Source organism: Sphingobacterium sp. MYb382, from assembly GCF_037572665.1.
Lineage (GTDB): Bacteria > Bacteroidota > Bacteroidia > Sphingobacteriales > Sphingobacteriaceae > Sphingobacterium.
The window spans coordinates 345230-368773 of sequence record NZ_JBBGZT010000024.1; the positions used below are offsets into that span (position 1 = coordinate 345230).

At 36.9% G+C, this 23544-nt stretch carries 15 protein-coding genes; 4 read left to right on the plus strand and 11 right to left on the minus strand.

From position 1 onward, the window contains the following. Positions 1-69: 69 nt before the first annotated feature. Positions 70-714 carry a carbonic anhydrase gene (locus WH223_RS12220; RefSeq protein WP_340047974.1) on the plus strand — a complete coding sequence of 215 codons (645 nt, stop codon included), beginning with the start codon at positions 70-72 and terminating at the stop codon, positions 712-714. 85 nt (positions 715-799) lie between these two features. Here the strand turns inward: WH223_RS12220 and WH223_RS12225 are convergent, their stop codons facing one another. Genes WH223_RS12225 through WH223_RS12235 form a run of 3 tightly spaced genes read right to left on the minus strand, consistent with a single transcriptional unit; the run spans position 800 to position 4734 of the window. Beyond that, a complete protein-coding gene (locus WH223_RS12225; protein WP_340047975.1) occupies positions 800-2074 on the minus strand; it encodes a hypothetical protein in 1275 nt (424 codons plus the stop codon). Between the two features lie 45 nt (positions 2075-2119). Further along, positions 2120-2662: a phosphoribosyltransferase gene (locus WH223_RS12230; RefSeq protein WP_340047976.1), complete on the minus strand. Its 543-nt coding sequence runs from the start codon at positions 2660-2662 to the stop codon at positions 2120-2122. After that, positions 2662-4734, minus strand: coding sequence for a transglycosylase domain-containing protein (locus tag WH223_RS12235; protein WP_340047978.1), 2073 nt, complete (start codon positions 4732-4734; stop codon positions 2662-2664). Before WH223_RS12235 ends, WH223_RS12230 begins: the two co-directional genes overlap by 1 nt. A 231-nt stretch (positions 4735-4965) precedes the next feature. Between WH223_RS12235 and WH223_RS12240 the strand changes: the two genes are divergently transcribed. Then, positions 4966-6024 (plus strand): Mrp/NBP35 family ATP-binding protein, encoded by a 1059-nt coding sequence (locus tag WH223_RS12240; protein ID WP_340047979.1) that lies wholly within the window; start codon positions 4966-4968, stop codon positions 6022-6024. A 155-nt stretch (positions 6025-6179) separates the two neighbouring features. Here the strand turns inward: WH223_RS12240 and WH223_RS12245 are convergent, their stop codons facing one another. The 4 genes from WH223_RS12245 to WH223_RS12260 form a co-directional block, all read right to left on the minus strand. After that, on the minus strand, positions 6180-6833 hold the full coding sequence (locus WH223_RS12245) for a hypothetical protein (RefSeq protein WP_340047980.1): 654 nt from the start codon (positions 6831-6833) through the stop codon (positions 6180-6182). Between the two features lie 312 nt (positions 6834-7145). Continuing rightward, on the minus strand, positions 7146-8642 hold the full coding sequence (locus WH223_RS12250; protein ID WP_340047981.1) for a RagB/SusD family nutrient uptake outer membrane protein: 1497 nt from the start codon (positions 8640-8642) through the stop codon (positions 7146-7148). 2 nt (positions 8643-8644) lie between these two features. Beyond that, positions 8645-11773: a SusC/RagA family TonB-linked outer membrane protein gene (locus tag WH223_RS12255; RefSeq protein ID WP_340047982.1), complete on the minus strand. Its 3129-nt coding sequence runs from the start codon at positions 11771-11773 to the stop codon at positions 8645-8647. 854 nt (positions 11774-12627) lie between these two features. Continuing rightward, complete coding sequence (locus WH223_RS12260; protein ID WP_340047983.1) at positions 12628-12885, minus strand: hypothetical protein; 258 nt, start codon at positions 12883-12885, stop codon at positions 12628-12630. Positions 12886-13460: 575 nt separating this feature from the next. Here WH223_RS12260 and WH223_RS12265 point away from each other — a divergent pair. Together WH223_RS12265 and WH223_RS20115 are read left to right on the plus strand one after the other, a co-directional pair. After that, positions 13461-15032, plus strand: coding sequence for a hypothetical protein (locus WH223_RS12265; RefSeq protein WP_340047984.1), 1572 nt, complete (start codon positions 13461-13463; stop codon positions 15030-15032). A gap of 84 nt (positions 15033-15116) precedes the next feature. Next, positions 15117-15371 carry a DUF4372 domain-containing protein gene (locus WH223_RS20115; RefSeq protein WP_445265617.1) on the plus strand — a complete coding sequence of 85 codons (255 nt, stop codon included), beginning with the start codon at positions 15117-15119 and terminating at the stop codon, positions 15369-15371. Positions 15372-15503: 132 nt separating this feature from the next. On the opposite strand, the gene WH223_RS12270 is transcribed toward WH223_RS20115, so the two are convergent. The 4 genes from WH223_RS12270 to WH223_RS12285 form a co-directional block, all read right to left on the minus strand. Continuing rightward, the gene (locus WH223_RS12270; RefSeq protein WP_340047985.1) at positions 15504-16319 is read right to left on the minus strand and encodes a hypothetical protein; all 816 of its coding nucleotides are present in this window, start codon (positions 16317-16319) and stop codon (positions 15504-15506) included. Positions 16320-16336: 17 nt separating this feature from the next. Further along, positions 16337-17878, minus strand: a complete 1542-nt coding sequence (locus WH223_RS12275) for a RagB/SusD family nutrient uptake outer membrane protein (protein WP_340047986.1) — start codon at positions 17876-17878, stop codon at positions 16337-16339. Between the two features lie 19 nt (positions 17879-17897). Further along, positions 17898-21071 carry a SusC/RagA family TonB-linked outer membrane protein gene (locus WH223_RS12280; RefSeq protein ID WP_340047987.1) on the minus strand — a complete coding sequence of 1058 codons (3174 nt, stop codon included), beginning with the start codon at positions 21069-21071 and terminating at the stop codon, positions 17898-17900. 944 nt (positions 21072-22015) lie between these two features. After that, positions 22016-23515 carry a RagB/SusD family nutrient uptake outer membrane protein gene (locus WH223_RS12285; RefSeq protein ID WP_340047989.1) on the minus strand — a complete coding sequence of 500 codons (1500 nt, stop codon included), beginning with the start codon at positions 23513-23515 and terminating at the stop codon, positions 22016-22018. Positions 23516-23544 lie beyond the last annotated feature (29 nt).

Consider the following 23544-nt stretch of genomic DNA (forward strand, 5'->3'; position numbering starts at 1 on the left):
TTGTCAGAAAATAATTAATACAGTAAATTCGGCGGGAGAAATACCCGACCACTATAGAAAGATATATATATGGAAAATAAAGATTTAGAAAAAGGCTTTCAAGAAATTTTAGACGGAAACAAAAGCTGGGTAGAGTTTGTAGCGAACGATACAACAGGTCGATTTGAACAATTAGCCAAAGGGCAAAAACCAGAGGTATTGTGGATTGGCTGTGCCGATAGCCGTGTTCCTGCTAACGAAATTACGGGGAAAAAGCCTGGTCAAGTCTTCGTACACCGTAATATTGCCAACCTATGTATCCATAGCGACATGAGTATGCTATCGGTATTAGACTACGCAGTAAACGTATTAAAAGTTAAACAAATTGTTATCGCTGGTCACTACGGTTGTGGTGGTGTTGCTGCTTCTTTAAGTCATACATCTTACGGTGTTATTGACCACTGGTTATGTCACATCAAAGATGTATACCGATTGAATAGAGCTGAAATCGACGAAATTGCGGAGGATGAGAAAAAAGTAGATAGACTTGTTGAACTTAACGTTAAAGAGCAAGTTTTCAACTTATGTACAACACCTATCGTACAAAAAGCTTGGAAAAATGGTCAGCCATTAGCTGTACACGGAATGGTGATTAACATCAAAACTGGTGAATTAATTGATTTAGGTCAGAACTACTCCGGAAGTGAGAGCTTTGATCCAATCTTCAGATTTTAAGAGCAACACACCCTTTAGTATATAAAGAGGGCCTGTTTCCTAACGGAGACAAGCCCTCTTGCTTTTTTAGCCCCTACTACTCTACTTAATTTATCAGTAAACCGTCTTGACTCAATGTCTTTACATAAGGACTAGCATAGCGGTCCAAAAGCGTTGCAAACTCATAACGAGTAACCGCTGTATCGGGACTATAGGTCCCTTTAAATTTCAATTTGCTCGACCAATCTTTAATCAGCTGCTGCTCAATCTCATCGCCACGCAACCCGACAAACTTTAATAGACTCAAAAACTCCCTCCAGGTGAAGGTCGTACCTTGATGATCAAGGAACCACAATTGGCTTCTAAAGAAAAATTGCTTAAAGTCGTCTTTCACCTCCTCAAACTGTACAGGCGCATCGGCATCAAATAGGAAATCCCTATCGCTAGCTTTTCCCTTAAATAAATTGGTCAGGCCTATTTTTTGTATAGCAACAAAATTAGGATCATTAATCTGAATATCTTGATAAGGCATGATACGTGCTCCATAAACCAAAAGCTCCGACTGTAGCTTACGGATATCGACCTTTTCAACATCGGCCTTAAAGAAGGCTAAATAGGCCGCTAGCGCACCATAGGCTTGTCCAACCGATGCTTTTAGTGGTATCGTTTCTATAGCCTCATCAAACAGTTGGTTTACACCGTAGGTATTCAACAAATTATTTTTTTGTAAAAACAAGAGGTTAGCTAGGCCAATTCCATACACCTGATCGGCAGATTGACCGCTGGCCACCATGGTCTTCAATTGAACATCTGTCAAGCTTTGTATTGCTGATAATTTTGCAGGCCTAGCATACTGAATTGGATTGCCAATATATGGCTGTAAATATTGATCAGCACTAGCATCGACGATACTATGAAGCTCATATTTATTCTTATTGGAGAGTGTAGCAACCCATCTTTTTTTATGCTGTTTCAGCTGTACAACAGACTGTTTAAAAACAACGGTAAGGTTTTGCTGCTTTAGGACAATCTTATCTAAAGCATTACGCACAAGACGTGGATTTAGTTCCCGTTTCACAACGGCAGCCAAAGAGTCATTCCGTTGCGTCGTTAAAGCAGTCTCCATGAGTATCTCCATCCAAATGCCACCATCCAAATTTGCATAATTGTCGATACATAATGTCTCTGCCGTTAGTTCTGGAATAAACTCGGCACCGGATAAAACCCACAATGTCGGCACATTCGAACGAGCACTTTGCACCGCGGCCGTAAAAGCAAGAATATCATCGCCCACAATCATGACAACCGGCTTTTTCTTCTTTTGTCCTACAGTGAAAAGTACAAGACAGCACAACGAAAATAGCAGAATAAATTTACGCATAGCTCTTGTCTTCAGCAGTAAGTATGTTCGTAACCTTAATCGACATTATAGAGAAAAATTCTTGTAAATATCTGGAAGATTACGCCCCTGTCCATTATAATCTAGGCCATAACCAACAACAAACTCTTTATCGATTTCAAAACCAACGAGCAAATCCTCATCAAATTGATGTACTAAACAATCAGGTTTCATCAATAAGGCACATACCGAAATGCTTGCCACTTCTAAATCTTGAAGGGTCGCAATGGTATGCTTTAATGAATTACCCGTGTCAATCACATCTTCAACGATGACAACATGTCGGCCTTTAAGGTCCATCCCTACGCCAAGCAGCTGTTGAATAGTTCCTTGAGAAGCTACCCCTTCATAGGAAGCTAGCTTCACGAACGAAAGCTGACAAGGAATGGTAACCTCCTTCATCAAATCGGCCATAAACATAAAACAACCGTTCAAAACACCAATAAATACAGGGTTCTTGTCTGCATACTGCAAACTAATGTCAATGCCCATCAATCGGATTTGTTTTTGAATCTGTTCATAGTCAATAAACAACTCAAAGTGGAGCTTGTCGATTTGTATCTGTTTCATTATTCTTTTTCTTTTTTAGGATCTGAACCAAAAAGTTTATCCATTAAGCTTTTACGTACTGCTTCGTCACGTTCAAATTCACGAATAATAGACTCTTGGTGATCTTCTTCTTCCGCAAAAGCAGTATCTACAACGCCTATAGGTCGTGCAGGCCTTAAGTTAGGCTGCAGTAACACCTCATAAAAACCATAACTCGCAGGCACCGCTTCATCATTAAGTTGACCACGCTTCATCATAATATAGCCATAGGTGTTAAAATGACGTTGCACCCATGGTTTTAGATGCCCTGTATAATCGAAAGACCCTAATCCGGTCTTCGGTCTTGGAACGATACTAGACAAGTATAAGCTTTCTCCAATATTTAGGTCGATTGGCTTCTTACCAAAATAGTAATTTGCAGCTTCATCAATTCCATACACATTCTTTCCCCATTCAATAACGTTAAGATAAATCTCCAGCATTCGGTCTTTACTAACTGCTCTAGATGATTCCATCAACCATACCAAAACGATTTCTTCAAACTTACGCATCATCGTTTTATTCCGATTCAAGAATACATTTTTCACGAGCTGCATAGAGATTGTACTTGCGCCTCTCTTGAATTTACGCTCTTTGATATTTGTGACAATGGAAAGCTTGAAAGCTTCTTCCTCGAATCCTTTATGTTGGTAAAAATACGGATCCTCGGTATTTAGAAGGGTCTTCCGAAGAATGGGTGCGACTTGTGTTAATGCGGTATATTTCGGATTCTCAGGACCTACAATAATTTGACGCATCAAGACACTGTCCTCATAGGCTTGGTAAACAAACGGACTATTTAAAAGAGGGATATTCGCATTTCCCCATTTAATTACCTTCAAATCATGATCATCCATTTTCGAAGAGAACAGTAGCTTATCGGGCTGATCAAAGTTCACCTGAAAATCAAGATCATAGGCGATATTCTCCGTAACTTCAATTCCGTCAATGGCTTCAAAAAGCCCCTTAGGAATAGCGTCAAAGAAATCTTGTGCAGCAAATTTTCCGGTATGTACTGATAAGGCTAATACTTTATTTGGCTTTGGAATAAACTTCACATGCGGTTGAAATACAAAGTTCTTAACTTTCACTGTACTCGAAGGGTCAATCTCCAGCGCGAGCTTCCCAATGTTAAGTTGCCCTTTACCTTCGGCCTCCGGCCATACAATAGGCTTCTCCGAAAGTCGATGATGGCTTAATTTAAGATTGTCAAAAGCCCAACTTCCGGCAAGTGTTAGCGAGTCGCGACCTTCACGTTTGACACGATTCAAATCGAACATGATTTTATCAAAACTGACACCTAGGCCAAATTTACGTCTCAACAAAGGCAGCTCTACATCTTTTTGCTCTGATGATACCTCCACACGAAGCTCTTGTCTATCGGGATTCACACGCCCAGCAAAATTCCACTGTGCATCGTGGTCATTTAAAAATAAGCTGGCTTCAAAATCACCACCATCAATCACTGCCTGCGGCAAACGAATACGCTGGCGCACGCTATCATCCTGATAGGATAACTCAAAATCATCAACGGCCATATCACTCGGTATCTTGAAAAATACCTTCTTCAATACATCATCAATAAGTGCCGCGTAATTGCGTTCATTATCTACGGGTTCTTCTTTTTTCTCCTTCTTCTTAAACAGAAAATCGTAGTTACTGATGCTATCGTGCTTAACTAGCGTAATGCGGGTATGCTTCAGGTCTAGGTTTCCAATTTTAACGTCACCAAACAACAATGGCCATAGGCGCACAGATACCGACATTGATGCTAATCGAGCCAAGGTATCTCGGTCTTGAGGAACGACCACAATGTTATCAAAGGTAACGGTACGCAATCCTGTAAATCGATAATCGCTGACTTTAAATCCTAATTGGTAGCGATCACGCAGGGTAAGTTCGGCTTTTTTCATCGCCTTATCCAGCATACGACCACGCACCGCCAGGCCAACACCTATCGCTACAAGCACCAATAAGAGCAAGGAGCCGCTTACGATGAATGCTATTTTCTTCTGCTTAGGCCCTAAGGAAGGTATTCTTTCTATCCACTTCATTCCAATATATTTCGATTTAAAAATAGAACATTTTTTTAAACCGCTAAAGTATTATTCGCTTATCTGATCTTAGAACGACAAATAGTCTATTTATGATACATATTCTTTAAAATACACGTACTAAATATAGGCAAACTAAACGACCAAACGTTAAGTAATAAACAGATTAACAACATAGCTATGACAGGATTTATCGGTGCAATACGTACATTTGTAATAGATTATTTAACTATGATTACAAAAGAACAAGTATTACATGCCTTAAGTCATGTGGAAGAGCCTGATCTTAAAAAAGATTTAGTAACGCTACACATGATTCAAAACATTGAAATATTACCTAATAAAGTAAAATTTGATGTCGTTTTAACGACACCTGCTTGCCCACTAAAAGGACATATTGAACATGCTTGCCGCAATGCAATTGCTCTTTTTATTGGAAAAGAGGTTGAAGCAGAAATAAACATGACGGCGCGCGTCGTAAGCAATGAAAACCAACAGCTTCATGGCATTAAAAATATTATCCTCGTATCTTCTGGTAAAGGTGGTGTAGGTAAGTCAACCGTGGCAAGCAACCTCGCATTGGCTCTTGTTGAAACAGGTGCTAAAACAGGACTTATGGATGCCGATATTTACGGACCTTCATTACCAATCATGTTTGGTCTTGATGGTGCGCGTCCTGAGTCGGTTGTAACACCTGATGGTAAAACTAAAATATTACCAATAGAAAAATTTGGACTTAAGCTTTTATCTATTGGTTTCTTTACGGATCCAAACCAGCCTATTCCATGGCGTGGGCCAATGGCAACATCGGCGATTAAACAGCTCTTTGGAGATACAGACTGGGGTGAACTGGATTACCTAGTTGTTGATATGCCTCCGGGGACAGGAGACATCCATATAACAGTTTCACAAACATACCCTATCGCAGGGGCAGTAATTGTTACTACGCCTCAGCAAGTGGCATTAGCCGACGCAATTAAAGGTATGGCGATGTACCAAATGGAAGGTATCAATGTACCTATCCTCGGTATCGTTGAAAACATGGCTTACTTCACGCCTGCTGAGCTTCCAGAAAATAAATATTATATCTTCGGAAAAGATGGTGGCAAACGTTTGGCAGAGAGCAATAACACACCTTTCTTAGGCGAGATTCCTTTGGTAAAATCTATTGCTGATGCTGGTGATAACGGTTTCCCAATATTGTTAGATGCTGACGAGCAAGTAGTCGATGCTTTTAAACTTATCGCTGGCCGTGTGGCACAGCAGCTAAGTATTCTAGCTAACAAATAAAAAAATATAGATAATTAAATAGGCTCACCATTTGGTGAGCCTATTTTTGTTAGAATGTCCGCCATTTAATCCATGCCTCTGCATCAGAAACACGGAAAGCAATTTAAAACTAAGGCTATACTAGTTATCAGATTATTTTAGATCTAAAACTGCGCTTAAAAGGTGGCAAACAAATCTGTTAACTTTGTCAAATCTGTATCTTTCACTTTATGTTCTTTATAGAATTTCTTAATAACATCAGCCTTAGCAGGAAATACCTCTTCTAAAGACTTTTGTTTACCATCAAAAGGAACCGTATTACCACCAAAAGTAATAAAAAGCTGATCCTTTAGAGCCTTATAGTTCGCTGGCACATCGGTCTGATAACTACTAGCAGCTGGTTGTGCTTTATTAAATTTAATAGATTTAAATAAGGAAATTTTAACACCATTGGTGTCCACTAATACTTGCTGATAACGAGAAACAGGAGTTCCTTTTAAGGAATAATTAAATAGTTCATAAACATCTCCATTTGAAAACTTAAAGGATGTGTTATTTTCTTTAAGTAATTCAACAAGGCCTTTCTCACTTTTGTATTCCATAATATCTAAAAATGCATTATAGCGAATATCAAAATCTCCAGTTCCTCCATTTACTTTGGCAGAAGAGAAAGCGTCATCAAAATATTTTGAACCTGCTATATTTTCCTCTTTCTTATCCAAATTATTTACATAAACCTGCCTAATAATCGTGGTTTCAGTTATCTGTGGCTGTGCATAAACATTGCTTGCTAGCATTATAAATAAAAATAAAAAAAATAGGTTTCTCATGACTTTAGTTTATTAGTTACTATAAATTTAAAAAAAATATCCTAGTTATTTATATCTTTTTGTGTTATTAAAAAGTTCACAATAAACAAAGTAAACCTATAGCCATTAACAGGAAGACTTACTTGGATTGAAGACGATTACTACTGCAACAACCTTGACTTTAAACGAAAAAAAAGATTTTACTAGTATGCTGTCGTCAATGTTATTAAACTAGTACCTATCCATTTAAAACAGCTTCTAAGTATATGTCTCAATAAAAAAAGGCTCACCAAATGGTGAGCCTTTAAAGTATTTATAAGAACTACTTAAATACTAGTTGATAGATGCATAACCATCATTTTGTTTAAGCAAACTATTACCAGCAATTTCTGTATTCGGGATTGGTAATACGAAATGGTAATCATTTGCAGGAAGTGTTCTTCCTGTAGCCGGAGAATCATTAACTAAACGTTCTACTGCTAAACCTCTTCTTTTCAAATCCCAGAAACGGTGACCTTCAAAAGCTAACTCTTTAAAGCGTTCATTTAAAACAGCAGTAACAAGTGTCTCTTTGCTAGAAATTGTCTGATTTGCATAGCCTGTAATTCTAGCTTTACGTAAATCATTCAAATCGCTTTCTCCACTGTTAGCTCCCGTAACTTGTCCTAACTCGGCACGAGCTTCAGCACGAATTAAATACATTTCTCCAGTTCTGAAAACCTTAAGATCATTAACATTCTCATTTGTGGTAGCATACCCAGTTCCATGATATTTGTGAACAAGTCTAGATTGCTTTCCTGGATAATTTCTTAAAATAGGCTCATCAAGGACATATTCTTTAAATCGAATATCATTTGTTTGATCAAATGAATCCCATAGTTTATCACTAGGTATCCATGGAATTGAATTTGGTGGCACTATATTTCCTGACGCATCTTTGGTAAATAGACCACGATAGATAGCTCCAATTCTAGGCGTGGCAGTTGTTCTAGCTATTTTAAATGCAATTTCAGTTTTACCAGCATCACTCCATATTGCAGGAAACTGTGTTTGCGTTGCTAATGGCAGGGCATTAATATAATCAGTAGCATTCTTAGCTGCTGCATCCCAATCACGCATATACAAAGCAACACGAGCACGTAGGCCAACTGCAGATAATTTATTCGCTCTATACACATCATTAACATTGTCTGCTAAAAGACCTTTAGCAGTCTCAATATCAGCAACCATATTTTCAAAATATGGGCCCATTAAATCACGAGCTCTATTGTCTAATGATGGTTCTTTCATGTAAATTAAACCTAAACCTGCTGGGTCATAACTCTTACAATAAAAGCGGAACAATTCAAAATGTGAGAATGCACGTAAAAATAAAGCTTCTCCTTGAAGTCTAGTACGTAAAGCCTCATCAGCAGCACCTTCACCAACGGCTTTCGGTAAAGCCGCTAATACACGATTCGCACGATCAATAATACGGTAGTAATTCGCAAATGCATTATAATTATCACGAAGACTTACGTCATCTGCAGAAAACAACCACTCGTGTGTAGTTTGTGCATTGTAAAAATCACCAACTTTTAACTCATCAGAGAATACGCCGTTACTCAAAATAACCATCTCATGCGCACCATTACCGTAGCTAAGCCCCGGAGATCTAGCACTCAAAGCGCTGTATGCCCCCATCAATAAGGATTCATTATTTTTTACAGTTCCTAAAGCTAAATCACCCCCTAGAAAATCTGTCTCTGTAATATTTAATAGATTATTACAGGACGTAGTAGCAGACACAAGAAATGTCGCTAACAATATATTTAAAAATCTACTTTTCATAATTAAAACTTAAAGTCAATACCGAAAACAAACATTCTTGGATTTGGGTATTCGTTCAAACTGATATTATTATCATCCTCCGGATCTTGACCAGACCAAGGACTCCAAACTAACAAGTTATACGCATTCATATAAAGGTTTGCTCCTTTAAGAACAGTTTTTCCACCCATTTTAATCGCAGGAAGATTATACGCTACATTTAACTCTCTAAGACGTAAGAACTTTGCATTTTCAAGATCTGTATGGGTGAAACCTCTACTAACACTAGGCGATTGATAAAATTTCTCATCACCAGCTTTCAACCATTGGTTATCAAGTAGATCACGCGACTGTCTAACTTGTGAAATATAACCCAAAGATCCATCAGTAATCCAGTTACGTGTGTTGTTACTTCTTACGACATCAAATTGGTAGGAGAACAAAGTAGAAACTGATAATCTCTTATAACGGAAATCTAAATTAAAACCACCAACATGTTTAGGCACATAAGTTCCATAATCAGCAAATCTACCCGCTTCTGATTGCGTATAAACGATAGTTTTACCATCTTGTGCGTAATACATTGGGCGTCCTGTTCCTGGATCAGCTCCTAAGTAGTTATACGTATAGTGTGAACCATATGGAAGACCTTTACGAATAATAAAAGTACCTGCTTGATATTCACTAACGCTACCTAAATCATCAATGTTATTTACATTGACAGCATGTTGCCAGCCTAAAGTCAACTGATAATCTGGAGATCTCAAGACAACGCCACGTAAAACAGTTTCAATACCTTTATTAGACATTGTACCTGCATTTATAGCCAAGGTATTAAATCCGGTCGTACTAGATAATGGTTGGCTAACAAATAAATCTTTGGTAATCTCACGATAGAAATCCATCGAAAGGGTTATTCTTTTATCAAGAATTGAAGCATCAAAACCAACATTGGCTTTACGTACATGCTCAATTTTCAAATTAGGGTTACCCGGAGATGTTGGGTACAAACCTGGTACAGTAGATCCTACGTAGCTAACTTCAGAAAAACCAGGAAGCTGTGCTGATAAATAGTTTGGAACGTTAAATCCATTTACTGGATAACTATTAATGATAATACTACCAATATTTGGTGTGATACCATAAGAACCTCTAAATTTCAAATCATCAAACAACGTTTGTTCTTTCATGAAAGATTCATTTATCGCATTCCAAACACCACTAACAGCCCATGTTGTAATCTCTCTATTAGCTAAGTTAGCAATACGAGAAGTTCCATCACGACGAATGTTAGCATTCACAGAATATTTATCGTCATAAGAATAACGAGCATCAAAGAAATAAGAACGGATACCATAGCCTGAACGTGCACTAGTACCATACTGAGGCATAGTTGTAGCACCACCTGTAGGTAGCGCACTAGCTCCTTGGCCTGTCCAAGGCAACAGCTTATTCAAGTTATACAATAAGAAACCCATACCTTTGTTGTACACACGTAAACCTTCAAAATATCCGGCCGCATTTAAAGTGTGCTTATCATTAAAAGTCTTATTGTATGTTAAACTAGTTGTGTTTAAAAGTTGAGCATTTACTAAACTAGCTTCACGTGCCATACCAGAGTTAAAATTTGCACCAGCATTACCACGGTATGAATTTGGATTGATATAATACTCATACAAGTTATTATCTGCATCAACACCTAAAATGTTACGTAATGTCAAATCTTCGGTAATTTTGTAAGATAAATTTAAACCTGTGTTAACTTTCCAACGGTTTTCATTCCATCTAACATTTTCCATCGTTTCAATAACATTCGCTAAACTTTTAAGGTTTAAGTTAGATCCACCAGCACCAAAATTAAGTCTACCATCAGCTAAGTATGGATTATCATAAGGTTTTGCACGGAACAACATTTGAAATGGGTTCACAGCACTATTTCCATAACTATCACCTACTGCTCTTTTAGTTTGTGAATACGTCATGTTTGTATTCCAAACAGCTTGAAAAGCTCCTTTAGTATAATCTAAATTGAATCTACTTGAATATCTTTTGAATTGAGAAGTCTTATCCAAACCTTTTTGATCATAGTATCCTACAGATGCATAGTACCTCACATTATCAACACCACCTCTTAAGTTAAGCTCATGATTTTGCGAAAGTCCTTTTCTGAAAAGTAACTTTGACACATCTGTATTGATATTACGTGTACTATCTAACTTTCTAGCATACTCTGCGCGTCTCTCAGGTGAAAGATTAGCATTTACAGGGTTTTTAGGGCTATAGAACCAGCCTGGTGCACTAGACAAAGATGCATTACTCAAATTTAAAGCAAGACCAACAGTCTCTTCGAAGTTAAGCAATTCATTGGTACTCATTAAATTCATACGATCAAAATTCGGCGCAGCAGTAAAACCTACTTGAGAACGAACAGTGATATCAGAAGTACCTTTTTTACCTTGTTTTGTAGTAATGACAATAACACCGGCACCACCTCTAGCTCCATAAAGAGCAGCAGCACTTGCATCTTTCAATACAGTTACACTTTCAAAATCATTGGAGTTTAAACTTGCAACAGCATTATCAGCAACAGGAATACCATCTACAACATATAAAGGTTGCGTAAAAGCTCCTTGAATAGATTTAATACCACGAATAGTAACGTTTGCTCCTTGACCAGGTTGACCTGTTCCAGAGTTTGCTAATAAGCCCGGTACACGTCCTTGAAGATTCTGAGTTACATTGGCAACAGGTCTGTTTTCAACTTCTTTATTAGAAATTACACCGACTGCACCCGCAAAATCAGATTTCTTTACATCGCCATATCCCGTTACAACGACCTCTTCGATAGCCGATTCAGCAGGTACAAAAGAGACATTAAATGTCGACTGAGAACCAGTAACATTAATACGTTGGCTGTTAAATCCAATGTAAGTAAAAACTAAAGTAGTTCCATTTGCAGCAGAAATTGAATAATTTCCAGAACCATCCGTTTGTGTCGCGGTGTTTGTTCCAGCTACAGCAACAGAAACCCCACTTACAGGCTTCCCATCACTCGCTGATGTCACTTTTCCACTCACCTGACGATTCTGCGCATAGGCCGCTCCTACTAGAAGCGTACACAGCAGAAAAATACTGAGTAATTTTTGTTTCATATGATTTGTTGTTTAGTTAATATATTCCCATGAGGGAGATTTTTAAAAGCAATTTTGTTTCCAAACGGTGAACAAAAAATTATACTAGGAAAATAAAATGCAACAAGCTCCACCCTCGATAAAAATCGAGCTAAAATCCTCAAGAATTTCTTTACAGAAAAAAAGAGTTTAATATTCCACCTTCACCTTGTACCCGTCGTTCTTAATTAGGAACAAAGACAGGATAAAGCAAATCAAAACAAGCAATAAAATTTTCTAACTAGCAGGACTTAAAATCAATGCGACAGCAAAGCATTAAGAAGTAATAATTTTCTTTTCATTTGTTTAGTTGTTTAGTTTAATATGTATTGATAGTCTGAGCTGCGTTAGTAGTTTTTTCTCATAACGTTAAGTAACGCACAGACCAGTAGTAGAATAACAAACCTGATTAGTGTTAAAATTTGTTAAACGTTTACAAATATATAATTTAATTTATCATCTACAACATTTTCACAAATTAATGTTCGTTTTTACGTTTTAAATCACTTTTCAAGAAAAATTAAAATCTACTGAGTTAATATAAGAAATGTCTTTTTAACAAAACAAATACAACATCATTAACAAAACAACAAACAAAAACCAAAACACTTAAAATAAAATCAAAAACTAGTTGATTTTACAACTAGTTCCTTACTCCAATTCCATCTTCTGATTAGTGTACAAAAATTAAAAAACACATAAAAAGAGAGGGGAATTCGAGCATTTTTAAGGAGGAAACAGGGATAATCAATAATATAACAAAATGAAATTACTTTCTAACGTAACGAAATTTTGCAGCAAAGCGACATTGTAAAGACTAATCATCGCGCATAATATTAATTTCTAGTTGTGTTATCGGTAGGAACAAATTTATAGTTAGGTGTTTGCGTACGACGACGATCTGTATACGTATCTAAACGTTCTTGGAAAGTTCCCCACTCTAATGGCTTATAAGTAACATTAAAATTCCCCATTAAACGACTAACGTCATTTAAGTTACGGAAGTTCTCCATAATCCAGTACGGGTTCAAGGTGCATGCACCATTGGCATCTGTAAAACCATATGCATTATATGGATTACTTAAATCTTTCAATCCCTTAATATCAATATCGCGAGGTGTTTGTAAAACACTATTGTATACAGAGCCTGAACCCTGACCACCATCAATATTACTACTATTAATACGGTTGTAGTTAAAAGAAATTTCAGCAGAAAATTTGTTTGAAAACTCTGTTGTCCAATAAAACGCACACCGTATTTGTTGAAGTTGTCGTTTTGACCAGGGAAAACACCATTGGAATTCAATGAATTCAAACCTAAATAAAAAGTTGTTTTATCAGGCAACCAATTAAAGGGGAAAATGGCCAGTTACAAATGTTTTCAGACTAAAAAATAGGATCAAAATGGAAATAATCTAAAAATAGCTGTTTTTTTGAATGGAAACACACGCCTAAATTTTTTTAGGACACAACTGATATTATATAGTTTAATTTTTTACATTCTACTTCCTATCCTATAGTTTTTTTTTACATAGTAAATCAATTTAAGAAATTTTAGTTCGTACAAAGCTTTAAATGTTTCCAAATAATTTAACTATAAGTTGCATTAACAACTTTATTTCTCTATTTTTAAAGGAATATTAAACAAATTAGTTACCCTTAAAAATTTATGAAAAAACCAATTTATTTTTCACTTGCTGTGCTTGTATTGAGTTTTAGTTCTTGTAAAAAAGAAGTCGAACTTAACAATGTGTCGGAAGAAGGTTTAAAGAAATTGTCACTTAAAGGGAGTACGCCCGCTTCTGGTTTAAATTGGCACAATATATCCTCTTTTAACAATGGGCCAAACGAAGTTATACCTGTTCCATGGGCAGGGGGTGCGTCTCGTTCTTTTCCGGATGATTATTTAAGTGATTATAAACCAGAGGATGGTTGGGAAATGTATTTTAATACGTTTAACCCCATAATAAAAGTAGATGCTCCTTATTTTGTTCTTTATAATAGATATAGAGGAACGATGCGGATATATTATTATTTTGTACCTAAATCAGGTGTAGAAACAACGCAAGTAACATTTCAACTGGATCTCAAAGGTACCGAAAGTAAATCATCTATACTAAGTTTTGACAATGGGGAAGCAATAGATCTTTCCAGTAATCCTGCTACCATATCTAAAGTTCAGCCAGAGAAAATTTTTCAAAGTGGATCCTGGTACGCTGAAGAATTTCAACTTGCTTATGATGCTAATCTAAAAAATAAAAATTATGCTAGTAATCAACTGCGTTGGAATATGTATTCAGTAAGTGTCGATCAAATTAGTTTAGATGGAACACAAAAGGGAGAGATAAATGGTACCATCCAAACTCCTAAACCAACGACTAATTTTATGGGACAGGTAGTTTCAGGTGCAATGAATTTGGGGACAGGCGGAGTAGGCATATTCGCTACAGGGTCAAAAGTATTAGGCAATTTCTTTTCCAAGAATTATGGACCTATAAAACTTGAAAAAGTGAAAGAGGGTATTGAGGAAGCTTCAAATAAGAATTTAAAGACAGGAGGCTCTAGTATATTTAATGCTTTAAGTTCCTTAGTGACTGGAGGTACCGGTGGAGGTTTTTCAGAACAGAAAGTGAACCTGATTATGGACACAAAAATGAAGTTGAATGGTTCAATCAGTCATGCTCCAAATGGGCTTTTTTCTACAACTTTATTTATTTCAGGAATGCAGGGCCTCTCTACCGCTCCAGGAGGTGCTCCTAATTATACAGGTAACCTGGGAATATTTAATTTATCAGCAAAACCTAAAGTTGTAGTAATAAATAATCCGCCAATGCAACACCCTCCAGAAGATGTGATGATGAAATATTATTTGGCTGATTATTATATTGATGAACAATCGTTTCAATTTGTTACAAATCCAGATATTATAAATAATTCTGCAACGGGAGCAACTATTCAAAACTATCGTCAAGAAATTGTAATAAGTGACCCAAGAAATGTTGCGCAGTTTGACATTGATGATATTTCCGGAGATATTGAATATATGGGAATTGATAAAAGCGTTTTAACTGGTCCTGTGTATTTCGGTTTTTGGACAAGAACAAATCTTCCTGTCATAAAACGATTGTTAAATACTGATGTCTTTGTAAGAATTTCTTTTAATGTTGTTCCTAATAATGGAAAACCTAAAACTACTATAGTTAAAACATTTGTTGCAGATCTTGTTAACAACTTCCATTAACACATTGCTCCCTATAAATATATTTTTAGGGAGCAATTATTTAAAGATTCTCTTAATATGAAAAAAGTTTTTTTTTGATATTTAATCAGTTCCGTCCTAAACGTTTTTAGTCAGGTTTTATCCCTTATCGACCGGGAATTATTCAAAGATTTGGTTGCTAAACACAAAAGTGACAAACATTGCAAAGGGATCAACAGTTGGACACATCTTGTGAGCATGTTGTTTTGCCATTTTTCTTCTGCAGATTCAGTTCGGGACATCAGTAATGGCTTACCTAGTACGACCGGTAATAAAGTTATTTTTTTGTTAATAGCAAGCAAAGAAAACAAAAATCGTTGATTTACTTAGCAACCTATCCTAACCGAAAATTGAAAACATGATTAAAAAAATAGAGACTGAAAATTCAGTATAAAAAAAGCAGGTGTCTTTTGAGACACCTGCTTTACTAGGTTAGGTTAAGTTCTGTAAAACCTACTGAGCTGACGCTTTTGTCGGCAACTTAATAATCTCTTTACCTGTACCAAAAGAGGTAGCACCTGCGGCATAAGTACCAGACAAAGTAATTACATTACCAGCCTTCTTACCCGTTACGCTTTTCAACGTAATATTACCCTCTTTAGCATCCTTAACAAGGAGTTGATCAGGAAATGTAATCGTAGTTCCATCAGCTCTAACAAGGAAGGCAATGCTATAATCCCCAAGAGGACTTACCACTTTATATACTTCAGCTGTTTTAGCTTTTTGAATTTTTACAGGAAAAATATCCTCACCCCAACCGCCACGAGAATCGATTTCCCCTGTTCCAATTTCTTCAAACTCAAGCGGACTCGCCGCTGCTACATTAATTCGCTGGATATCACGAGGAGCAATAAATTGCTTAGCAATTGTCAACGTAAAAGGATAGGAAATTCCAGCCTTAATATTAACACCTGTTTGTTCCACAGCTAGTGAATTCGACGCAACCTTAGTTACATCAGTATACTTTACCTTAACGGTAGTTTTCAAGTCACCTGCTGCAAACAGGACTTCATCATTCGCTGAAAAAACCGCCAAAATATTTTTATCAGCGGACGTTAAGGTTACAGGAAAAGAAAATTCTCCTTTTGCATCTGGACGATCTACCGGCACTTCAACAACGCCGTTCGCCATCCAAAAACTTCCCGACGCGGCCAAGAAGCTTGCCTTATTTGCTTCCGGTGTGTACAAAGATCCATCGACTTTATCACAAGAAGAAAGTCCAAAAACTGTACTAGCTACCAAAAGACTATTTAATATAATATTTTTCATCGTTCGTGTTTAATTTTTTAAATAGGGTTTTGATCTTTTGTTGCATCAAGACTAGTATTACCATCAAACTCTTTTTGTGGAATTGTCAAGATCATCTCTTTGTTTGCTGGATCCAAAGTGTTCCAGGTTGGTGCAAAACTATGGTTTGAACCAGCGGCTTTTCTATCAAAACCTGTTTTCAATCGCAAAATATCATAGATACGTTCTGACTCTCCCCACAACTCAATACGACGCTGTAAGATAATTTGATCCATCAATGTTGTTGGCGTACCAATAGAACCCATGGTTAAGGCTTTTGAAGCAGACATGTTATTTAAAATAGCCTCGTAACCCGTTGGATTACGCAACTTCATCAAATCACCAATTGTAACCTTTGCTTCTGCATATTTTTCCTGCTGCACTTGTGCCTCTGCTTTTACTAACTGCATTTCTTCTGCACGCAAGAAAACATAATCACCTAAGCTTGTCGCTTTATCGGAATATCTAAACTTAACTTGATTATAAGGTTTAGTAGCTGGAGTACCACCATCTGTAGCGTCATGCCACCATTTTTTACGTGCATCGGTTGCAGGAATCTGGTTGTATAACCAGCTGTAAATTGCTTTGCGCGAAGACTCTGCATATTGACCTGCCGAAGCATCCATATGCGAGAAGAATGATGCCCAAATTGAAGATTGTGCAGCAATAATTTCAGCTCCCCATAATACGTTTTTCAATTTGATGTTATTGAAACCACTGTATAAATCATCTCCACTAATTAAACCTGACGCAGGCTTATCCAATGCTTTCGTAGCATATGTTTCGGCAACGGCCCATTGATTCTGCACTAATGCGACATTTGCTTTAATAGCACTTGCTACATAAGCATCAATATTAGATTTATGTCTCTGTCCAATCTTAGCATCTTCAAAGTATTTGATAGAAATATCTAAATCCTTATTGATCTGCGTATAAACATCTTCAACTGTACCTCTTGGGTTTCCTTTGGATGTTGAACGTGTAGGCTCTGTATAAACAGGGACCCCTGGTGACGTTTGATGACCTACATACGTTTGTTGGAAACCTTGGATTAATTGAAAATAAGCATAAGCACGCATCGCATAAGCTTGTGCCATTACATTTTTGATAGCATTAGCATCGCCCGTAATCGTCGATTCAGCACCTAAAATATAATTAGCATTACTAATCAAGGTGTAATAAAAATTCCAAGTCGCATAAGATCTAAACGAGGTACTCGAAAAACGGCTACGCACATCGTACTTATAATCGAAGTAAAACCAGCCGCTACCTTGTGCATCTTGCAAAAAATCTTCTCCCATCAAGGAAGTATAAACTTTCGTAGACATGATACCAAAATTTTGAGATGTATTTGCAGTCGTCCATCCCGAACTATACAACATTCTGTACACCCCATCCATTGCCACTTGAGCACCTTGAACTGTCGTCAACAAGGTTCCAGCATCAACTCTATCCGTAGGACTTGTTTCTAAAAAGTCTTTGCTACATGACGATAACCCTAAAGTCAAGGCTAACGCAGATGCATATAATATTTTTTTCATCTTTTGTTCTGTTTAAGGATTAGAATTTCAAATTAACACCAGCAGAGATGGTCTTATTCGGTGAATAAACGTAATCTGTCGTTCCTGTAAAATTATATTGTGGATTCAAACCTTGACGTGCAGAGAAAACCGCTAAGTTATCACCCTGAGCAAACACACGTACAGATTTCAAACCAACAGCTTTAACATCGAACGTATAACCTACAGCAATATTTTTGATAGCGAAATAAGATGCATCAACTAAAGCTAAATCAGTAAGGGTATTTGTTTGACCTTTTTGAATTCTTGGCAAATCACTAACATCACCTGGTTTTTGCCATGATCTCAACACCTCACGTGAATAGTTATTACCAATGTATGTTGGGTTGTAGTAACCATAACCTACAGAGTCATATATTTTTCCACCAATAGAATAGGTCGTCATGATAGAGAAATCAATATTTTTGTAGTTAACGCTTGTAGCTAAAGATCCAGAGATTTTAGGAATACGGTTTCCTTGCATCACACGACTTGCTGCTGCTTTATTTTTATCTCTAGAAATGTAGTGTTTACTAAAGTCAAACTCATCATCTTTGCTATCATATACCCAGTACAATTGATCTCCATTTGTCGGATCAACACCTGCGCTACGCGTCATATAAAATGAGTTAATCGCCTCCCCTTCTCTATTAATAGTAGAACCACCGACGATTTGTTTAGCCTCATCTGTTAATTTTAAAATCTTGTTTTTCACTTTAGATCCCATAACAGTTACGTTCCAGGTTAAATCATTTCTTTTGATGAAGTCATACCCTAAGCTTAAGTCAAAACCCGAGTTGCGCATATCTCCAATATTATCATTAAATCCTTCGAAGCCTAGAGAAAAAGCAATAGGACGGTTTAATAACATATCTGTAGTTTTACGACTAAACCAATCAAAACCAACAGTTAATCTGTTCGCTAAGAAGCGACCATCAAAACCAACGTTGAAACTTTGATTTTTCTCCCAAGTAACTTTAGCATTTTCAACAGAAGTTACAGCACCACCACTATAACCAGCATTTGGCCAAGTTAAGTCGTAGAAAGCTTGCCATGCATAATAAGACTGAACGTTATCAACAATCAAAGCATTGTTACCTTGACCACCGTAGCTAGACTTAATTGTCAAACTGTTTAACCAAGAAACATCCTTTAAGAAATCCTCTTCAGATGCTTTCCAAGCACCACCAACAGACCAGAAAGACCCCCATCTACTGCCTTTTTTAAATCTTGAAGAACCATCTGTACGAAAACTACCGGATAAGAAATATTTACTATCATAGTTATACTGCAATCTAGAGAAGTAGGATTCTAGTGTTTCTTTATTCTCATATGAGTTTGCCGAAGCGATAGTCGAACCTGGTGCCAATTCATACTGATCTCCTAATGGGAATCCTGTTTTTTGTGCGCTCAACAAGTTGTATTTGTATTCATAACTCTCATGCCCCAATAAAACATCAACATTATGTTTATTGAAATCACGTGACCAAGTCAATAATTGATTGAAAGTGTATGAAAAAGTTTTTGTCCACTCTTTGTTCAAACGACCATTTGTTGCCGCAGCATTACCAAAGAAAGGATTATAGTAATATGTATATGCATTATTACGGTAATCTGCACCTAAGTTAACAGCGAAGCTGAAGCCTTGCCAGATACCATATTTCTCATCACGCGTATTAAACTCTACGCCACCACGTGTGCCAAAGTTTTCAATATTGTTATAATATTTATCATCATACAAAGTAGCAATCGAGTTAAAGTTTTGTTGTGCACCTGAAGCTCTATTTTTACCATAGTCAAACTGCGGTTTTCCATTTGAACCGATAACAACATCCCCATTAGCCTCTCTCGTCCAAATAGAATAGATAGGCGCCATTTGCTCTGCAGAATACCAAACATTGGCAGCGCCACTTCCTGTTGCATTTAATGAATTGGAGTTTGTTTTTGCAAAGTTTGCCGACAATGTCGCTTTAAACCAATCTTTAGGCTTAAACTCATTACTTAAACGTCCTGAAAAACGATCAAATTTTGTAGTTTTCAATAAACCATCTTCTTTCAAAGCATTCATAGAAAGCATCCCTTTATACTTACTTGAACCACCCGACATATCGAACTGGTATTCTTGACGAATAGGATTGTTCGCCATTACTTCATTCAACCAATTGTCATTCCACTTCAATTGTGCATTAGGATTGATTTTTCCAGTTTCAATGTCAAACAAATCTTTCTGAGTAACATTGTATGGGTTGTATTCACCATTAACACCGAAAATCGGATCAACCGTACCAAACATACGATCTACAGCATTTTGCCCCGCTTTATCCGCAGCAGTCCCTTTTGCGTAGATTTCATCATTCTTATAAGCCTGAAAAGCAGTCTCTAAATACTCCTGCGTATTCATTACATCGTAGCGCTTGATGGCACGAGAGTTAACACCGACATTCGCTTTAAAGTTCACATCAATACGTCCATCGGAATTTCTTCCTGATTTCGTCGTAATCATGACGACACCATTCGCAGCACGCGAACCATATAAAGTAGATGCTGAAGCGTCTTTTAACACCGTTAGGCTCTCTACATCATTTGGGTTAATAGAGTTTAAATCACCATTAAAAGGAATACCATCTACGACATATAATGGATCTGCTGATGCATTAATTGAACCAAAACCACGTACACGAACTGAAGCATTTGCGCCGGGCTGACCACTTCCCATTGTAGAAACAACACCTGGTGCCGCACCGTCAAGGGCTTTAGTAATACTAGAAATCGAACGATTTTCAATTGCATCAGCCTTTACAGTCGCTACAGAACCAGTGAAATTTGATTTTTTAGCAGTACCATAAGCAACTACAACAACCTCATCCAAATCATGCGCATCAACTGTCAATGTAGCATTTAGTGTGGATTGTGAAGCTAAAACAGCAATACGCTGTGCATTATACCCAATGTAGGTAAAAACTAGTGTGGAAGCACCATTTACTGGAACTGTGTAATTCCCGTACGCATCTGTTTGTGTTGCTGAGGAAGTTCCTAGCACCGCAACAGAAACACCACTAACAGGCTTCCCGTCAGCTGCGGAAATCACTTTTCCACTCACCTGACGATTCTGCGCGTAAGCAGCTCCGATTAGAAGCGTACACAGCAGAAAAATACTGAGTAATTTTTGTTTCATTATATTTGTTGTTTAGTAAATAAATCCTCCGAAAAGGACAAAAAATTAAATTAAGTTGTGTTGATTATTCGGCTGTGAAACATCTAATTCAAAAAAAATAGGCACAAAGAATTCCCTAAGAAGAAGCAATTCACTTTTTTTTTAAAAGTGCTTAAACCTCAACCAAATAGTTTGTATAAGACTATTTTTAATTAGATGACCCGAAAAGATCAGTGCATGGGCACCTTGTTTGAAATTAATACCTGTTGTTTCATTTGTTTATTTGTTTAGTTTATCAATCACCTTAATACGAAAAACCACTTGGTTATCCGCTTATGTCACCAAGCAATACGTGTTGATTTTATCAAAAACAACAACAATTGCATTAGCAACAATTAAAATTAACATTGAGAAAGCTCTTGAAAACAATGGGCTAGTCAATGAAAATGCACATAAGTGCTCCTTTCAATGATTTAAAATTAGTAAGTTGGTAGTATTAGGCTTCCTTATAAAATCCCCATCGGAAGCGGATAGCAAATGTATAAGATGGTAGTTGTTATTGCAAGTTTTTTAACATTTAAGCACCTAATTGATAAAAAAAGCAAAACCTACCTTTCTTCTTTATCACTTTAAAAGCAAAAATTCATTTAGTAAACGAACACTAAATCAGAATTAAACGTTAAAATCTGTTAAAACAACCAAATAAAATTTTTCAAGATTCCGCTATTTAGAATCATTATAAATTTCATTATTGCAACAATATTTGCAACAATAATCTGTTACAAACACATAAAACAATCATAAAACTGAAATAAACAACGAATATGTTGCATACAAAACAAAAAAGAAACCATAGCGATAACAGCTATGGTTTCTTCAATTAATAACATCACAAAATATTATTTGGTCAACCAAATTTCATATAAAATCAGTAGAACCAAATTAACACCTACTTTCAAATAAATTTAATACCCAGGATTTTGAACAATATTTGGATTTGCGCTCCGCTCCGACGTAGGAATAGGCCAAATAAATCTAGAGTTATCATAAATTATAGCAGGCCATTGCGGATCAATAAAAACTCCAGGTTTATAATTATCCAAACCCTTAGGAGTAATCTGGCTAGCATCTACCTTTGCAGGAACACCTCTTGTCCCATATGAAGTTAAAGCTAAACGATGAATATCTCCCCAACGTTTACCTTCACCAGTAAACTCTATACGACGTTCTTGATAAATTGCTAGTTTCAAATCTATAGGTGGCTCTTGAAACTGTTTACTCTCAGGTACAGCTCTATTGCGCACAGCATTCAATAAAGAAAGAGCTTGTTTATCATTTCCAACAAAGGAATAAGCTTCAGCAACATTGAGCAAGACCTCTGTATAGCGAAGAATTGGATTCCAGTTGTCGTTAATACCATAATTACGGTACTTATAATTAAAGACTAACTTATAATTGCCCTTACTTTGACGGTATTGAAGCTTTGTTTTTCGTAAATCCTCATCTAGCCAAAAAGATGCATTATAAAGATTAGGGCTTGTTGCTATTAAATCTCTTGCACCAAAAGAGCTTGGTCCCAGCATACTCGTAATCGCTCCATTAACACCTCCATTCTGTGCAGCACTTTGAGCAATCGAAAAAATTGACTCTAAATTATTATCCTGCACAGTAAAAGGAACTTCCACATTATTTTCTACTATATATCCTGCTATCGGCGAGGTAAACACATCAGTTGATGTACCTGTACCCAATTTAATTCCCTCAGCAATAACATTCACATAGTCTGATTTATGAAGATAAACACGAGTTTTAAGGGCTATAACAGCACCTTTTGTTGCTCGTGAAATAGTATAACCTCTCGTACCATGCTTTTCTGGCAAATAACTTTCCGCTAAATCTAAGTCGGTTAATATTCCAGCATAGGTTTCAGCCACTGTACCTCTAGTTTGCTTTATGCCGACTTCTACTTCAGCTGTTCCTACAATGGCCACTGTCCTATAGGGCACCCCTAAGTTCTTTCCATCACCATCAACGAAAGGCTTACAAAAATGTAAAAGTAGTTCGTGGTGTGCCAGAGCACGAAGGAACAAAGCCTCCCCTATATATGAATTCCCTTCATCTTCGGTAACAACATTTCTCGTTTTAGCTTGCTGAACACCAGCAATAAATACATTTGCTTGATTGATCAATGCATACAACTGCTCCCAATGATTTACATTATTTGCAGTACTTGGCGAATAGCCTCCTTCATAAGTATAGGAAAAAAATGCCTGCAAATTCACCATATCTTCAGCACGCATTTCCGCTTGTTCTATGGAAGCTCCACCAAATGGATAGCCACGACCGGTCGTTAAACTAGTTCCTGGATTATACCTCCCCACAGCGGCCTGCCAGTACACACCATTCCTCGCTAACTCAATATTTTCCTTCGTTGAGAATGCGGTACCTTGAGACAATGATGCCAAAGGGTTTAATTCGGTAAACTTTTTACACG

Coding starts and splice junctions, on each gene's coding strand:
- WH223_RS12220 (WP_340047974.1), top strand. CDS start 70: ATGGAAAATAAAGATTTAGAAAAAGGCTTTCAAGAAATTTTAGACGGA.
- WH223_RS12225 (WP_340047975.1), bottom strand. CDS start 2,074: ATGCGTAAATTTATTCTGCTATTTTCGTTGTGCTGTCTTGTACTTTTC.
- WH223_RS12230 (WP_340047976.1), bottom strand. CDS start 2,662: ATGAAACAGATACAAATCGACAAGCTCCACTTTGAGTTGTTTATTGAC.
- WH223_RS12235 (WP_340047978.1), bottom strand. CDS start 4,734: ATGAAGTGGATAGAAAGAATACCTTCCTTAGGGCCTAAGCAGAAGAAA.
- WH223_RS12240 (WP_340047979.1), top strand. CDS start 4,966: ATGATTACAAAAGAACAAGTATTACATGCCTTAAGTCATGTGGAAGAG.
- WH223_RS12245 (WP_340047980.1), bottom strand. CDS start 6,833: ATGAGAAACCTATTTTTTTTATTTTTATTTATAATGCTAGCAAGCAAT.
- WH223_RS12250 (WP_340047981.1), bottom strand. CDS start 8,642: ATGAAAAGTAGATTTTTAAATATATTGTTAGCGACATTTCTTGTGTCT.
- WH223_RS12255 (WP_340047982.1), bottom strand. CDS start 11,773: ATGAAACAAAAATTACTCAGTATTTTTCTGCTGTGTACGCTTCTAGTA.
- WH223_RS12265 (WP_340047984.1), top strand. CDS start 13,461: ATGAAAAAACCAATTTATTTTTCACTTGCTGTGCTTGTATTGAGTTTT.
- WH223_RS12270 (WP_340047985.1), bottom strand. CDS start 16,319: ATGAAAAATATTATATTAAATAGTCTTTTGGTAGCTAGTACAGTTTTT.
- WH223_RS12275 (WP_340047986.1), bottom strand. CDS start 17,878: ATGAAAAAAATATTATATGCATCTGCGTTAGCCTTGACTTTAGGGTTA.
- WH223_RS12280 (WP_340047987.1), bottom strand. CDS start 21,071: ATGAAACAAAAATTACTCAGTATTTTTCTGCTGTGTACGCTTCTAATC.